The 16212-nt window shown below is 61.7% G+C and carries 11 protein-coding genes and 1 pseudogene; all 12 read right to left on the bottom strand.

Annotated features, from left to right (window positions below; all coding sequences use genetic code 11):
• Positions 1–77: 77 nt before the first annotated feature.
• The 12 genes and pseudogenes from mdoH to M0814_RS13865 all read right to left on the bottom strand — a co-directional run bounded on the left by mdoH (position 78) and on the right by M0814_RS13865 (position 16182).
• Positions 78–2704 (bottom strand): annotated as a pseudogene (mdoH, locus tag M0814_RS13920) (glucans biosynthesis glucosyltransferase MdoH).
• Complete coding sequence (locus tag M0814_RS13915) at positions 2697–4481, bottom strand: glucan biosynthesis protein G (protein ID WP_177434713.1); 1785 nt, start codon at positions 4479–4481, stop codon at positions 2697–2699. The pseudogene mdoH and the gene M0814_RS13915 overlap by 8 nt, the downstream one beginning before the upstream one ends.
• A gap of 307 nt (positions 4482–4788) precedes the next feature.
• Positions 4789–5226: a D-aminoacyl-tRNA deacylase gene (dtd, locus tag M0814_RS13910; RefSeq protein WP_003220826.1), complete on the bottom strand. Its 438-nt coding sequence runs from the start codon at positions 5224–5226 to the stop codon at positions 4789–4791.
• Positions 5223–6194 (bottom strand): prolyl aminopeptidase, encoded by a 972-nt coding sequence (gene pip, locus M0814_RS13905; protein WP_003220824.1) that lies wholly within the window; start codon positions 6192–6194, stop codon positions 5223–5225. The genes dtd and pip overlap by 4 nt, the downstream gene beginning before the upstream one ends.
• Before the next feature lie 227 nt (positions 6195–6421).
• Positions 6422–7225 (bottom strand): N-formylglutamate deformylase, encoded by an 804-nt coding sequence (gene hutG, locus M0814_RS13900; protein WP_103485250.1) that lies wholly within the window; start codon positions 7223–7225, stop codon positions 6422–6424.
• A 10-nt stretch (positions 7226–7235) separates the two neighbouring features.
• On the bottom strand, positions 7236–8441 hold the full coding sequence (gene hutI, locus M0814_RS13895; RefSeq protein WP_003220820.1) for an imidazolonepropionase: 1206 nt from the start codon (positions 8439–8441) through the stop codon (positions 7236–7238).
• Between the two features lie 102 nt (positions 8442–8543).
• Entirely contained in the window at positions 8544–10076 is a 1533-nt protein-coding gene (gene hutH, locus M0814_RS13890; RefSeq protein ID WP_103485251.1) for a histidine ammonia-lyase, read from the bottom strand.
• A gap of 117 nt (positions 10077–10193) precedes the next feature.
• The gene (gene hutH, locus M0814_RS13885; RefSeq protein WP_103485252.1) at positions 10194–11717 is read right to left on the bottom strand and encodes a histidine ammonia-lyase; all 1524 of its coding nucleotides are present in this window, start codon (positions 11715–11717) and stop codon (positions 10194–10196) included.
• Positions 11718–11907: 190 nt separating this feature from the next.
• A complete protein-coding gene (locus tag M0814_RS13880) occupies positions 11908–12738 on the bottom strand; it encodes a glycine betaine/L-proline ABC transporter ATP-binding protein (protein WP_003220814.1) in 831 nt (276 codons plus the stop codon).
• Positions 12735–13586, bottom strand: coding sequence for a proline/glycine betaine ABC transporter permease (locus M0814_RS13875; protein WP_003220813.1), 852 nt, complete (start codon positions 13584–13586; stop codon positions 12735–12737). The genes M0814_RS13880 and M0814_RS13875 overlap by 4 nt, the downstream gene beginning before the upstream one ends.
• Positions 13587–13670: 84 nt before the next feature.
• Positions 13671–14639: an ABC transporter substrate-binding protein gene (locus tag M0814_RS13870; RefSeq protein ID WP_103485253.1), complete on the bottom strand. Its 969-nt coding sequence runs from the start codon at positions 14637–14639 to the stop codon at positions 13671–13673.
• A 70-nt stretch (positions 14640–14709) separates the two neighbouring features.
• Positions 14710–16182 (bottom strand): cytosine permease, encoded by a 1473-nt coding sequence (locus tag M0814_RS13865; RefSeq protein ID WP_103485254.1) that lies wholly within the window; start codon positions 16180–16182, stop codon positions 14710–14712.
• Positions 16183–16212: the final 30 nt, after the last annotated feature.

Raw genomic sequence — 16212 nt, 5'->3', positions numbered from 1 at the left:
CAGCAGTGATAGGCAAAAATGCCCGGGTGCGCCAATTCGGGGACGGATGCTAACGCACTCGTTCTTTTGCACAAGAGTTAATGGACGATTTGTTTAACAATAAAAAAGCCCCGCTGGATGGCGGGGCTTCTTATCAGGCCGGCTGAGCCTGCATGCTCAGCGGTCGCAACGGCAACAGCGGTGCATGCGGATCGGCTTTCACCGAGGCCCGCCAGGCATCCAGCCACTCGTTGTGGCCTTCGGCCCAGACCAGCTCGTGCAGACGCGCCAGCGCCACCGGATCGCTCAGCAATTGCAGGCGATCATGGTTGCTCAGTGCCGCCGGACCCGCTTTCAGGGCGTGACGCACACGCTCCTGACGCAGCAACTCGATCGGCTCGGCCTGACCGTGACGGGCCGTCGCCAGCGAGCACGCCAGGGCGTTTTGCTGCGGATCGACCACGGCGCGGACGAAGCCGTCGTTCAGTGCATGCCAACGGTTCTCGTGGGTGTACTGGTCGGTCGCCAGCAGCGCCTGCGGCGGATTGTATTCCTCGGGGATCAGGAACAGGCTCTCGTCACGGGACTTGAGGCCCAGACCGACACGGCTGGAAATCACCGACACCGGGATCGACAGCATCAGCGAACCGACGATCGGCACCAGCCACCACAGGAAGCTCGGGTTCAGCCAGATCACCAGCAGTGCCCAGCAGAAACCCAGCAGGGTCTGCGGGCCGTGGCGCTTGACCGCTTCGCTCCATGGGGTGGAGTCGTCGTCACGTTGCGGCGAGTTCCAGGTCGCGGCCCAGCCGAGGAACGCGGCGAGCACAAAACGGGTGTGGAAAATCATCCGCACCGGCGCCAGCAGCATGGAGAACAGCATCTCCAGCAGCATCGACAGGGTCACCTTGAACTTGCCGCCGAACTCTTTCGCGCCTTTGGCCCAGATCAGGATGATGCTCAGCAGTTTCGGCAGGAACAGCAGCACGATGGTGGTCGAGAACAGCGCGATCGCCTTGTCCGGGTGCCATTGTGGCCACAGCGGATAGAGCTGACGCGGTTCGAGGAAATACTGCGGCTCCATCAGCGTGTTCACCGCCAGCAGCGCGGTCGACAGCACCAGGAAGAAGAACCACAACGGCGCCGACAGGTACGACATCACGCCGGTGAGGAACACCGCACGGTGCACCGGGTGCATGCCCTTGACCAGGAACAGGCGGAAGTTCATCAGGTTACCGTGGCACCAGCGACGGTCACGCTTGAGTTCATCGAGCAGGTTTGGCGGCAACTCTTCGTAACTGCCCGGCAGGTCGTAGGCAATCCACACGCCCCAACCGGCACGACGCATCAGCGCGGCTTCGACGAAGTCGTGAGACAGGATCGCACCAGAGAACGCACCTTTACCCGGCAACGGCGCCAAGGCGCAGTGGTCGATGAACGGCTTCATGCGGATGATCGCGTTGTGACCCCAGTAGTGGGATTCACCCAACTGCCAGAAGTGCAGACCGGCGGTGAACAGCGGACCGTACACACGGGTGGCGAACTGCTGCATGCGCGCATACAGCGTGTCCATGCCCGACGCACGCGGCGCGGTCTGGATGATCCCGGCGTCCGGCGTGGCTTCCATCAGGCGCACCAGACTGGTCAGGCACTCGCCGCTCATCACCGAGTCGGCGTCGAGCACGACCATGTACTTGTAGTCACCACCCCAGCGACGGCAGAAGTCGTCGAGGTTGCCGCTCTTGCGTTTCACACGACGGCGACGGCGGCGATAGAAGATCTTGCCGAAGCCTTTGGCTTCACGGCAGACATCCAGCCAGGCCTGTTGCTCGGCGACGCAGATATCGGTGTCGTTACTGTCGCTGAGGACGAAGAAGTCGAAGCGATCCAGATCACCGGTGGCCGCGACCGATTCGAACGTGGCGCGCAGACCGGCGAATACCCGCGGCACGTCTTCGTTGCAGATCGGCATCACCAGCGCAGTACGGGCGTCTTTCGGAATCGGCTCGTTGCCCGCGCTTTTGCCGGAGATACGGTATTTATCGTGACCGGTGAGCAACTCGAGGAAGCCCATCAGCGCGGTCCAGAAACCGGCCGAGACCCAGCAGAACAGAATCCCGAACAGAATCAGGATGCTGGTTTGCAGTGCATACGGCAGCACTTGCGTGGCGGTTTGCAGCAGCGGCTGGTGCAGGACTTCGTCCAGATCGACGAACGACCAGCCCTGGTACGGCATGATGCCTTTCATGTACCAGCCGGCAACGATGGTCTGACCGAGCATCAGCAGCAACAGAATGTAGCGACGGATCGAACCGACGGTGCGCCAGCGCGCAGCCGGCAGAACGCGCTCGTCTTTCGGCGGCTTCGGCGGATTGGTGCGCCCGGTCAGGCGGCGCCAGCCACGCACCAGAATATTGGTGCGCCACGGCTCCGGCACGACCTTCGTGCGGCGAATCGGCGGCGTGGCTTTCAGGCTGACCCGGCCACTGGCGTCCAGCACCAGCATTTCCGCCTCTTCGAGTTCTTCGGCGGTGCTCAGGGTCAGACGCTTGCCCACCGAAGCCTGGGCGGCTTCGGCAGGGGCGTCGAACGTCGACGACGACAGGCGTTGGTGCAGTTCGCTGAAGGACTGGCAGCCCGCGAGTTCCGCGCGCTGCTCGTCGGTCATCGGCAGATGCGCCAGATACTCGGACAGAGTCTCCGGCTGTACTTGAGAATTACTCATCGGCAGGCAACTGATAGCTCCAGGTCTCGGTCAGGACTTCTTCAGTCGGTGCCGATTCCGGTGTGGCTGGGGCCGCGTTTGCAGCGGTTGGCTGCTTGGCGTCTTTGTTGGCCTTGTCCTTGGCATCTGCGGTTGGCTTGGCGTCGGCCTGTTTGGCTTCGGCGGCCTTGGCTTCCTTGTCTTCCTTCTCTTGTTGCTTGGCCGCGACCTTGTCAGCCTTGGCCACCGACGAGTTCGACGCCGGTACCGAAGACTTGGCCAGATCAGCGGTCACGATTGGCTGTACCAGTGCGGCGCGCATCTCGGTGGCCTTGCTCGCGTCCTTGATCTTCATCCGCAGAGTCAGGCGCCAGCCCTTGGTTTCCGGGTTGTAGCGCACGCTGTTCTCGACCAGTTCGGCGTTATCGCCAACGCTGACCTGACTGCGCACGTCGGCATCCGGGGCCAGAGCCGCCAGCGATGGACCTTCGAAGTCGACCAGGTAAGCGACGCTGCCGTCCGGCTGACGGATCAGGTTCGACTGTTTGACGTCGCCGGTCGAACGCAGGGTCTGCTTGACCCAGGCGCTGTCGGGGGCGTGAATCGCCGCTTCGTCCATTGTCCAGTGCATGCGGTAGGCGAAGTCCAGCGGCTTGCCTGGCTCCGGCATGGTTTCCGGACTCCAGAAGGCAACGATGTTGTCGTTGGTTTCGTCGGCAGTCGGAATTTCTACCAGATCAACGGTGCCCTTGCCCCACTCGCCCTTCGGCTCGATCCAGGCGCTTGGGCGCTTGTCGTAGCGATCGTCGAGGTCTTCGTAGTGGCTGAAGTCACGGCCGCGCTGCAGCAGGCCGAACCCACGCGGGTTCTCGACACTGAAGTTGCTCACGGACAGGTGTTTCGGGTTGTTCAGCGGACGCCAGATCCACTCGCCGTTGCCGGCATGAATCGACAGACCGCTGGAGTCGTGCAGTTCACGACGGTAGTTGAGGACTTTCGACGGCTGGTTGGCGCCGAACAGGAACATGCTGGTCAACGGCGCGATGCCCAGTTTGCCGACCTTGTCACGCAGGAACATCTGCGCTTTGACGTCGACAATGGTGTCGCTGCCCGGGCGCACGATCAGGCGGTAGGCACCGGTGGCACGCGGCGAATCAAGCAGGGCAAAGATCACCAGGTGCTTGTCGCCCGGCTTCGGCTGTTGAATCCAGAACTCGCGGAAACGCGGGAATTCTTCGCCCGACGGCAGCGCGGTATCGATCGCCAGGCCACGGGCCGACAGACCGTAGGTGTGACCTTTGCCGACGACGCGGAAGTAGCTCGCGCCGAGCATGGTCATGATTTCGTCTTGCTTGTCGGCCTTGTTGATCGGGTACAGCACACGGAAACCGGCGTAGCCCAGTTGCTCAGTGGCCTTCGGATCGAACTTGAGGTCGCCGAAATCGAAGCGGGTCGGATCGTATTTGATCTCTTCGACGGTGTTCGCCGTGATTTCGTTGATTTTCACCGGCGTATCGAAGTGCATGCCCTGGTGGTAGAAGGACAGCTTGAATGGAGTCTTCTGATCGGCCCACTCCGCCTTTTCGGTGAGGAAGCGGATTTTCTGGTAATCCGCGAACTTCATGTCACGGAATTCGTTCGGCAGGTTGCTGCGCGGGGCTTCGAACTTCTGCCCGGCCAGCTCTTTAGCCTTGGCCGATACATCGTCAAGATTGAACGCCCAAAGCTGGCCGGCGCTGAGCAGGCACAGGAGCGCCGAACCCGCTACCAGGGCACTTCGCATGCGTTTGGCAGACATTTTTGCTGCATTACAGGGACTAACAATCACGAGCAACCCTCGCCGAAAACAGATCAAAAAACCAACGGCCAGCTATCTATATGCCAGGTTGGCGAGCATTGTTCCGACTCCGCTAGGGCAAAATGATTCCCCAATCGGATCCAGACAAGTCTCTACCTAAGTCAAAAATGGAACAGCGAACGCTGATCCCCATAGCGCGCGATTATCTAGTAGCCCGCGTGACAACGCATCAGGGGTAACAAAGTATTTATCGCGAAAAACGCCTGTTTTCAGTCGAAAAGCCCTTGAAAAGATGTTTCAAGCGCTTTCATGTCTGTAACAGGAAGGTTACCGGGCCATCGTTGACCAGGTGCACCTGCATATCCGCGCCGAATCTACCTGATGCCACAGTGCCATGCATCTGTTTCGCTTTGCTTAATAGATAGTCGAACAATTCCTCGCCCAGTGCCGGAGGGGCCGCGGTCGAGAAACTCGGGCGCAAGCCGCTCTTGGTGTCGGCAGCCAGGGTGAACTGAGAGACCAGCAGCAACCCGCCACCTACATCCGCCAGGGACAGATTCATCTTGCCCTCGGCGTCACTGAATACCCGATAGTTAAGCAGCTTATGCAGAAGTTTGTCGGCACTGGTACGCGTGTCGTCGGGTTCGACCGCCACCAGCACCAGTAAACCCTGATCCACCGCACCGACTATCTCTCCGGCGACTTCGACTCGCGCACCGCGCACGCGCTGTAAAAGCCCCTTCATGCTTCTTCGGGCGGCAGGTCGAGCAGGCGACGGGCCATGTTGCTCGCGGCACGCACCAGCGCATCGGTGATGCCCGGTTCGGACGCGGCGTGACCGGCGTCGCGAATCACCTGCAGCTCGCTGTTCGGCCACGCCTGATGCAGCTCCCAGGCGTTGTCCAGCGGACAGATCACGTCGTAACGACCGTGAATGATCACCCCCGGCAGATGGGCGATCTTGCCCATGTCGCGAATCAGTTGATTCGGCTCGAGGAACGCATTGTTGGTGAAGTAGTGACACTCGATCCGCGCGATCGACAGGGCGCGCTGCGGCTCGGAGAAGCGGTCGACCACCAGCGGGTTCGGCCGCAGGGTCGCGGTGCGCCCTTCCCACGTCGACCAGGCCTTGGCCGCGTGCATCTGCGCGATCTGATCGTTACCGACCAGACGCTTGTGGAAGGCGCTGAGCAGATCGTCGCGCTCGTCCAGCGGGATCGGCGCGATGTAGTCCTGCCAGTAATCGGGGAACAGACGGCTGGCACCGGCCTGATAGAACCACTCGATTTCCTGTGGGCGGCAGAGGAAGATCCCTCGCAGGATCAGACCGTGTACGCGCTCCGGGTGGGTTTGCGCGTAGGCCAGCGCCAGGGTCGAACCCCACGAACCGCCGAACAGCACCCATTTGTCGATGCCCAGGTGCTTGCGGATACGCTCGAGGTCGGCGACCAGATCCCAGGTGGTGTTGTTTTCCAGGCTGGCGTGCGGGGTGGAGCGTCCGCAGCCGCGCTGGTCGAAGGTAACAATGCGATACAGGTTCGGATCGAAATAGCGACGGCTCTGCGCGTCGCAACCGGCACCCGGGCCGCCGTGGATGAACACAACCGGCAAGCCTTCCGGCGAGCCGCTTTCGTCGACGTACAGCGTGTGGGTGTCATCGACAGCCAGATCGTGCCGGGCATGGGGTTTGATCTGCGGAAACAATGTCTGCATTGCGCGCTCCGTAAGGGGTCGAGGTCATCCCTGGGGGGACTTCTATTATTCTGCCGTTCGGCATCATAAACCCGATTTACGTCAATGAGCATGCCCGTACGCAGTCACAATTTTTCTGCTGCATACAAAACCTGTGGGAGCGGGCTTGCTCGCGAAAGCGCGGTGTCATTCAACGCATATGTTGCCTGATGCGCCGCCTTCGCGAGCAAGCCCGCTCCCACAGTGGGTTATGCGGTGTAGTGCGACTTTGCCCAGGCCAGATAGCCCTGCAGCAACTCCTTCAGCACCACCCGCGTCGGCTCTGCCAGATCGGCGCGGTAGCGGAACGGTTCGAACTCTTCCATATAGGTGCTTTGGCAGAGTTCCAGCTGCACCGCGTGGATGTTCTCGGCGGGGTTGCCGTAATGGCGAGTGATATGGCCGCCCTTGAAGCGCCCGTTGAGCACGTGGCTGTAATTGCCATGCCGGGCGCAGATCGCCTGCAGTTGCTCCGCCAATTGCGGATCGCAGCTCGCGCCGTTGAAGGTGCCGAGGTTGAAGTCCGGCAGTTTGCCGTCGAACAGGTGCGGGATGATCGAGCGGATCGAATGCGCGTCGAACAACAGCGCATAGCCGAACTCGGCTTTCAGCCGCGCCAGCTCCTGTTGCAGGGTGCGGTGGTACGGCGTCCAGATCTGTTCCAGGTAGGTCGCGCGCTCTGCTTTCGAAGGCTCGTGCCCTTCGCGGAACAACGGAATGCCATCGAACAGCGTCGCCGGATACAGCCCGGTGGTGGCACCGGCGTACAACGGCTTGTCATCAGACGGACGGTTGAGGTCGATGACGAACCGCGAGTACTCGGCGGCCAACGTGCTGGCGCCGAGTTCCTCGGCAAAATCGTAAAGCTGCGGAATGTGCCAGTCAGTATCCGGCAGGCTTTTCGCATCGGCGATCAGCCCGGCTTCAACCGCTGGAGTCAGACGCACGCCGGCATGCGGCATGCTGATCAGCAGCGGTACCCGACCTTGTTTGAAACTCAGAACCTTATCCACAACCGCTCTCCTACAGACTTGATTCGACGCCGTGACGCACGACGCGTTTGTCCAGATCACCACCGAGCCAATAGGCCAGGTCCGCCGGGCGATCAATGTGCCAGGCGACGAAATCCGCGACCTTGCCGACTTCCAGCGAACCGTGGGTGTCAGCCATGCCCAGCGCCTGCGCGGCATGAATGGTCGCGCCGGCCAGGGCTTCTTCCGGGGTCATGCGGAAACAGGTGCAGGCCATGTTCAGCATCAGGCGCAGCGACAGCGCGGGCGAGGTGCCGGGGTTGAGGTCGCTGGCGATGGCGATCTTGACCTTGTGTTTGCGCAGGGCGTCCATCGGCGGCAACTGGGTTTCGCGCAGGAAATAAAACGCGCCCGGCAGCAGCACGGCGACGGTGTCGGACTTGGCCATGGCGATGGCGTCGTCTTCGTCCATGAACTCCAGATGATCGGCGGACAACGCGTGATACCGCGCGGCCAGGCTGGAGCCGTGCAGCGACGACAGTTGTTCGGCATGCAGCTTCACCGGCAGGCCGAGTTTTTGCGCGGTGATGAACACCCGCTCGACCTGCTCCGGCGAGAACGCCAGGTATTCGCAGAACGCGTCCACCGCATCGACCAGCCCTTCGGCGGCCAGCGCCGGAAGCATCTCGGCGCAGATGTGCTCGATATAGTCGTCAGCGCGATCCTTGTACTCCGGCGGCAGCGCATGAGCCGCCAGACAGGTGCTGCGCACGCTGATCGGCAGTTCCGCGGCGAGCCGGCGAATCACCCGCAGGATCTTGCGTTCGCTGGCCAGATCCAGACCGTAGCCAGACTTCATCTCGACCGTGGTCACGCCGTCGCGCATCAGGCTTTTCAGGCGCTTGGCGGCGCTGGCAAACAGCTCGTCTTCAGTCGCTTCACGGGTGGCGCGCACGGTGCTGGCGATGCCGCCGCCCTGCGCGGCGATCTCGGCGTAGCTGACGCCTTGCAGGCGCTTCTCGAATTCGCCGCTGCGGTTGCCGCCGAACACTGTGTGGGTGTGGCAGTCGATCAGGCCCGGGGTGACCCACGCGCCTTGCAGATCGTTGACCGCCGGATATTCGCCGGAAGGCAGCAGATTGCGCGGACCGATCCACTCGATGTGCGCACCGGACGTCACAATGGCCGCATCCTCGATGATCGAGTAGACGCCCTGCGCCATGGTTGCAACGTGGCAGTGTTGCCAGAGGGTTTTCATCCCTTAGTCTCCACAGTATTCAAAATCGATTTCGCGAGCAGGCTCGCTCCCACAGTTGAAATGCATTCCCCTGTGGGAGCGGGCTTGCTCGCGAAGAGGCCATTACAGGCTAGGCAAAAGCTTCGCAGGAACCAGCTCGGTCAGGCAGCGCGAAGCCAACAACTCGGTCGCCGCATTGATGTCCGGCGCAAAGAAGCGGTCCTTCTCATAGAACGGCACTTCCTTGCGCAGAATCGCCCGCGCCTGCTCCAGCTTGGCCGAGGTCTTCAGACCGTTACGCAAATCCAGCCCCTGCACCGCCGCCAGCCATTCCACCGCGAGAATTCCGCGGGTGTTCTCGGCCATTTCCCACAGGCGCTTGCCAGCGGCCGGAGCCATCGACACGTGGTCTTCCTGGTTGGCCGAGGTCGGCAGGCTGTCCACCGAATGCGGATGGGACAGTGCCTTGTTCTCGCTGGCCAGTGCCGCGGCGGTCACCTGGGCGATCATGAAACCGGAGTTGACGCCGCCATTGGCCACCAGGAACGGCGGCAGCTGCGACATGTGCTTGTCCATCATCAGCGAGATGCGGCGCTCGCTCAGCGAGCCGATTTCGGCGATGGCCAGGGCCATGTTGTCGGCGGCCATGGCCACCGGTTCGGCGTGGAAGTTACCACCGGAAATCACGTCGCCTTCAGCCGCGAATACCAACGGGTTGTCGGAGACGGCGTTGGCTTCGACCACCAGCACTTCAGCGGCCTGGCGGAACTGGGTCAGGCAGGCGCCCATGACTTGCGGCTGGCAACGCAGCGAGTACGGGTCCTGGACCTTCTCGCAGTTCTGGTGCGAATCAGAGACTTCGCTGCGCTCACCGAGCAGATCGCGGTAAGCCATGGCCGCGTCGATCTGGCCTTTCTGCCCACGGGCCGCGTGGATGCGCGCGTCAAACGGCGAGCGCGAACCGAGCACCGCTTCAACCGTCAGACCGCCGATTGCCAGCGCACCGGCAAACAGGTCTTCACCTTCAAACAGACCGCGTAGGGCAAATGCGGTGGACACTTGAGTGCCGTTGAGCAGTGCCAGACCTTCTTTCGCCGCCAGGGTCAGCGGGGTCAGACCAGCGACTTTCAGCGCTTCGGTGGCTTCCATCCACTCGCCTTTGTAACGCGCCTTGCCCTCGCCCAGCAGCACCAGCGACATGTGCGCCAGCGGTGCGAGGTCACCGGATGCACCGACCGACCCCTTGAGCGGAATGTGCGGATAAACCTCGGCGTTGATCAGCGCGATCAGCGCGTCGATCACCACGCGGCGGATGCCGGAGAAACCACGGCTGAGGCTGTTGACCTTGAGCACCATGATCAAGCGCACCAACTCATCGCTGATCGGCTGGCCGACACCGGCGGCGTGGGACAGCACCAGCGAACGTTGCAGGTTTTCCAGGTCTTCGCTGGCGATGCGAGTCGAAGCCAGCAGGCCGAAACCGGTGTTGATGCCGTAGGCGGTGCGGTTCTCGGCGAGGATCTGCTCGACGCAGGCCACGCTGGCCTCGATCTGCGCGGAGGCGCTGTGGTCGAGGGTCAGTTTGACCGGGTGCTGATAGACGTCACGCAGTTGGGCCAGGCTCAGTTGGCCGGGAATCAGGTTCAGCGCAGTCATTAAAATGCTCCTTTTGAGAGTTTGTTATTGGCTCGCCAGTCGCTCCGGATAATTCCGTTGTCCGTCGCGTTTCGCCTTTTGGACGATCCGCGCCTTGGCACGCTGGCGTTTTAAAAATCAGTGCAGATTCGGTAGTACGTTGTGCAGCGAATTCGGGTCTTTCAAAACGTTCGCGGCGGCGGCGATATCCGGCGCCAGCCAGCGATCCTGATCGTAGGCCGGGACTGTTTCGCGCAGCAGGCGCCACGCCCGGTCAGTGCCCGTGCCAAAGCGCTGTTCCTTGAGAAATTCAAACGCCTGCGCCGCCAGCAGATATTCGATGGCAAGAATCTGCGTGCAGTTTTCCAGAGCGCGGTGCAGCTTCAGCGCAGCGCTGGTGCCCATGCTCAAGTGGTCCTCCTGCAAGCCGGAGGTGACATAGTTGTCGAGCACGGCCGGTTGCGCCAGTTGGCGGTTCTCGGCACACAGTGAAGCGGCGACGTATTGCACGATCATCATCCCGGAGTTCACCCCCGGGTTGGCCACCAGAAACGCCGGCAGACCGCTGACGTGCGGGTTGACCAGACGATCGAGACGACGCTCGGCAATCGAGCCGATTTCAGCCATGGCAATCGCCAGCAGATCCGCCGCCATCGCCACCGACTGACCGTGCGGGTTGGCCTGCGACATCACCCGGAAATTCTCCGGCGTGCCCAGCAGCAGCGGGTTGTCGGTGCAGCCGTTGAGCTCGGCTTCGACCTGTTTGATCGCGTGCGCCAGTTGATCGCGCGCCGCGCCGTGCACCTGCGGGATCGAACGAATGCTCAGCGCATCCTGAGTACGAATGCCTTGGCTCGCCGCGATCACTTCACTGCCATCAAGCAACGCCCGCAGATTGATCCCGACCTGCTGCATGCCCGGGTGTGGCTTGAGCGCGATGATCTCGGCATCGAACGCGGCAATCTGCCCGCGCTGCGCTTCGAAGCTCATGGCGCCGATCACGTCGGCCCACTGCACCAGCCGCGTCGCATCGGCAATCGCCAGGCAGCTGAGGCCTGTCATGCACGGGGTGCCGTTGACCAGGCACAAACCGTCCTTCGCACCGAGCTGCACCGGTTGCAGGCCTTCTTCGGCCAGCGCCTGTTGCGCCGAGGTGATCTGTCCGCGATAGCTGACATTACCGACGCCCAGCAGGGCGATGCCGATGTGCGCCATGTGCGTCAGGTAACCCACCGAGCCTTGCGCCGGCACTTGCGGGGTGATGCCGCGATTGAGCAACGCCAGCAGCGCTTCGACCACACGGCGATGAATGCCGGATTTGCCGTGGCTGTAGTTGTGGATCGCCGCGCAGAGGATCGCGCGGGTCTGCTCATCAGGCAGCACCGGGCCGACACCGCAGGCGTGGCTGAGCAAGGTATTGCGCGAGAGCTGGCTGAGCTGTTCGTCCTTCAGCGAGACGTTGGACAGACCACCCAGACCGGTGTTGACGCCGTAAGCGCGTTCGCCGCTTTCGACGATGCGCTGGACGATGCCCTGAGCGTTTTCGATGCGCGCCCAGGTTTCGCCCGACAGCTCCAAAGTGGCGCCGTGACGGGCGACGGCGACCACGTCCTGCCAACGCAGGGGGTTACCGGTGATGATGATTTTTTCAGCCTGGGACATCTAAAACCTCATGCCTATTCTGTTGATACAAAAACCTGTGGTGAGGGGATTTATCCCCGATGGGCTGCGCAGCAGCCCTCAGGATTGCATGCGGTGTACCTGAAGCAGCCAGGCTGCAGATTTTTGGGGCGGCTTCGCCACCCATCGGGGATAAATCCCCTCACCACAAGCTGTCTCACCACAAAATCTGTCAAACCACCGCCGCCCGCCGCTGCACGAACCGGTCGACATACTCATCCGCCGGCGAATGCAGGATCTCTCTCGGGGTGCCGACCTGAATCAGGCGGCCGTCCTTGAGGATCGCGATGCGGTTGCCGATGCGCACGGCCTCGTCGAGGTCGTGGGTGATGAAGACGATGGTCTTGTGCAGGGTCTTTTGCAGCTCCAGCAACTGGTCCTGCATCTCGGCGCGGATCAGCGGATCCAGCGCACTGAACGCTTCGTCCATCAGGATGATGTCGGTGTCCGCCGCCAATGCACGGGCCAGGCCCACGCGCTGACGCATGCCGCCGGAGAGCTGGTGCGGGTATTTGTTTTCGTAGCCCTTGAGGCCGACGGTGTTGATCCAGTGCAAGGCGCGCTCGTTGCACAGTTGCTTGCTCTCGCCGCGCACTTTCAGGCCGTAGGCGACGTTCTCGATCACGGTCTTGTGCGGCAGCAGGCCGAAGCTCTGGAACACCATGCTGATCTTGTGCCGGCGAAATTCGCGCAGCGCTTCCATGTCGTATTGCAGGATGTCCACACCATCGACCAGGATCGCGCCGCTGGTGGGGTCGATCAGGCGATTGAAGTGGCGCACCAGAGTGGATTTACCCGAGCCGGACAGGCCCATGATCACGAAGATCTCGCCAGTGCCGATGCTCAGCGACAGGTCGTTGACCCCGACCACGCAACCGGTTTCGTTCAGCACCTGATCCTTGGTCTTGCCCTGGCCGACCATCGCCAGTGCGTCCTTGGCGCGGTTGCCGAAAATCTTGAAGACGTTTTTGACTTCGATCTTGCTCACGGTTGCGTTGCTCATTTGCTCACCTCATGCCGTGGCCGACCGTACGCCTGAGTAATGCGGTCGATGACCACCGCGAGAATCACGATCGCCAGACCGGCTTCGAGGCCGCGTCCGACGTTGAGGGTCTGAATCCCCACCAGCACGTCTTCACCCAGACCACGGGCGCCGATCATCGAGGCGATCACCACCATCGACAGGGCCATCATGGTGGTCTGGTTGATCCCGGCCATGATGCTCGGCAGGGCCAGCGGCAGTTGCACGCCGAACAGTTGCTGCCAGCGGTTGGCACCGAAAGCGTTGATCGCTTCCATCACTTCGCCGTCGACCTGGCGGATGCCCAGATCGGTCAGGCGGATCAGCGGCGGCGCGGCGTAGATCACCGTGGCGAAAATCGCCGGGACTTTACCCAGACCGAACAGCATCAGCACCGGAATCAGGTACACGAAGCTGGGCATGGTTTGCATGATGTCGAGCAGCGGCATCAGCACCGAACGCAGGCGATTGCTGCGCGCCGAGAGAATCCCCAGCGGTATGCCGATCAGCACCGATATGATCGTCGCGACCATCATAAGCGCCAGGGTCTGCATGAGTTTGTCCCACAGGCCGACAGCGCCCACCAGGAACAGCAGACCGACGATGACCGCAGTCGTGACGACTTTACGCGTGGCGTGCCAGGCGACGACGCCGACGATCGCCAGCATCAACCACCACGGCGCCGCACGCAGCAGGCCTTCGAGGTTGACGATGGCCCACAGCAGCGTGTCCGAGATGTGGCGAAACACATCACCGTAGTTGGTGACCAGCGCATCGACCCAACCGTTGACCCAGTCGGCGATGGAAAAGGTAAATCTTTCGGGAAACATAAGCGGCTCTCAATCAGAAATCTCAATCAAGCGATTTACGGCATATCTCCCGGCCAGCCTCACGGTTGACCGGGAGGTATCGACCTACAGCGCCGCGTCGATTTTTTTGGCAGCGTCGTCACTGACCCACGCATGCCAGACTTCAGGATGTTCCTTGAGGAAGATTTTCGCCAGCTTCGGCGACTCGATACGTTCCTTCGCCATGCGTCCCAGGTTCTGGTTCAGCAGGTCGATCGGCAGGTTGACCTTTTCCAGCACGGCCACCAGTTCCGGGGCTTGCTCGTGGAAGGCTTTCGACAGGCCGACCTTGATGCTCAGGCTCTTGTCGACGCCCGGTTTTTCTTCGAGTTTGACCGCATCGATCTGGCCCATCAGCGGGGTTGGCGTCCAGTAGTAGAACAGGATCGGCTCGCCACGCTTGTAGCTCGACAGCACCGCCGCATCCAGCGCCGGGCCGGTGCCCGGACGGAAGTTGGTGTAGCTGTTTTCCAGGCCGTAGCTCTTGAGCATTTCGCTGTTGTCCAGCTCGCAGGTCCAGCCGGCCGGGCAGTTGTAGAAGCGGCCCTTGGACGGCTCTTCGGCGTCTTTGAAAATGGCCGCGTATTTGCCCAGATCGGCGATGTTTTTCAGGTCCGGCGCTTTTGGCTCAAGCTTGCGCTTGGCGTCGCCTTCGATCACATAGCGCGGCACGTACCAGCCTTCGACCGCACCAACGATCGGCGCGCCGACACCGACGACCTTGCCGGCCTTCTCGGCCTTGTTCCAGACATCGCTGCGGCCGACCCACTCTTCGGCGAACACTTGAATGTCGTTGCTGCTCAGGGCGTTCTCCATGGTGATGGAGTTGCCCGGCAGGCTGTCGGTCTTGCAGTCGTAGCCTTTCTCCAGCACCACTTGCAGGACGTCGGTCAGCAGCATGCCGCTTTCCCAGTTCAGGCCGGCAAACTTCACCGGTTTGCCCGATTCGCACCAGCCAGCCGCCTGAGTCGCACCGGCACCGGCCAACAGGCCCATGGACAGCAATGTGGTCAGCAGGGTCTTGTTCGATTTCATTGTCGCGACGCTCCTAATCATGAATTGGCTTACGGCAGTTCAAGAGGCATCCAGCCCTGTCCACGTCCAGTCAGGCCTGCGCCGCAGCGCGACTGGCCCCACTTTTTTCAGGTTGTACATCGCTGTTCTGCTCGACCGGCAGAATCAGGTGATCGGGCACCGAGCCGTGCCATTTTTTCGCGCACAGGTAATACAGCGCGGCAGGCAACACCAGACCGATGATCCAGGAGATATCCACATCACCGAGGGCCGCCACCAGCGGGCCGGTGTAGAACTTGGTGGAGATGAACGGCAACTGCACCAGCACACCGAACACATAGATGCTGATCCCGAGCAGGTTCCAGCGCCCGTAACGACCGTTCGGATCGGCCAGCGCCGGCACGTCATAGCGCTCGCGGGTGATGCAGTAGTAGTCGACCAGGTTGATCGCGCTCCATGGCGTGAAGAACGCCAGCAGGAACAGAATGAAAGACTTGAACGCACCGAGGAACGAGTGCTGACCGAGCAAGGCGATCAGGGTGGCCGCACTGACGATCACCAGCACGAACACCAGACGCTGCAGGCGCGAGACCGTCAGGTGGCCACGGAAGCCGCTGATGATGGTCGCGATGCACATGAAGCTGCCGTAGGAGTTCAGCGTCGAGATGGTCACCTTGCCGAACGCGATGCTGAAGTACAGCAGCGCGGCGGTGGCCCCGGTGCCGCCCAGCCCGACGATGTAGGCCACTTCGTGACCGGCGAACTGGCCGTTGGCCGAAGCTGCCGCGAACACGCCGAGGACCATCGCCACCTGCGCGCCGATGACCGAACCTGCGCCAGCGGCAAAGAAGGTTTTCACCGAGGAAATCTTGCTCGGCAGGTAACGCGAGTAGTCCGCCACATAAGGGCCGAAAGCGATCTGCCAGGACGCCGCGAGCGACACCGCCAGCAGGAAGCTGCTCCAGCTGAAGTGGCGAATTTGCAGGAGTGCGCCAACGTCCACCTGGCTCAGCAGACGGCTGAACAGATACACAAAGGCAATCACGCCAATCACACTGGCGACCCGGCCGATCCAGTGGATCACCCGATAGCCAAGCACCGTAACCAGCACGATGACACTGGCGAACAGCAGGATGCCGACGGTGTCGCTGACGCCAAACAACTGGCCCAGCGCCTGACCGGAAAGCACCGTACCGGTGGCGGTGAAACCCAGGTACATCAGGCACACCAGCACGATCGGGATCGCCGCACCGTACACGCCAAATTGCACGCGGCTGGAAATCATCTGCGGCAGGCCCAGCTTCGGCCCTTGCGCCGCATGCAGCGCCATCACGCCGCCGCCCAGCAGTTGACCGATCAACAGACCGATCAACGACCAGAACACATCACCGCCCAGCACCACGGCCAGAGCCCCGGTGACAATCGCAGTGATTTGCAGATTCGCACCCATCCACAGGGTGAACTGGCTAAACAGACGACCGTGTCTTTCCGCTTCCGGGATGTAGTCGATCGAACGCCTTTCGATCAACGGTTTGTTGCTTGCACGATCAGGGGTTACAGCCATGATTCAACCTCTGTGGATTGTTATTCGAGT

Source organism: Pseudomonas sp. MWU12-2020 (assembly GCF_023100605.1).
In the GTDB taxonomy this organism is placed as follows: domain Bacteria; phylum Pseudomonadota; class Gammaproteobacteria; order Pseudomonadales; family Pseudomonadaceae; genus Aquipseudomonas; species Aquipseudomonas fluorescens_H.
This window is presented reverse-complemented; position numbering and strand designations above follow the sequence as displayed.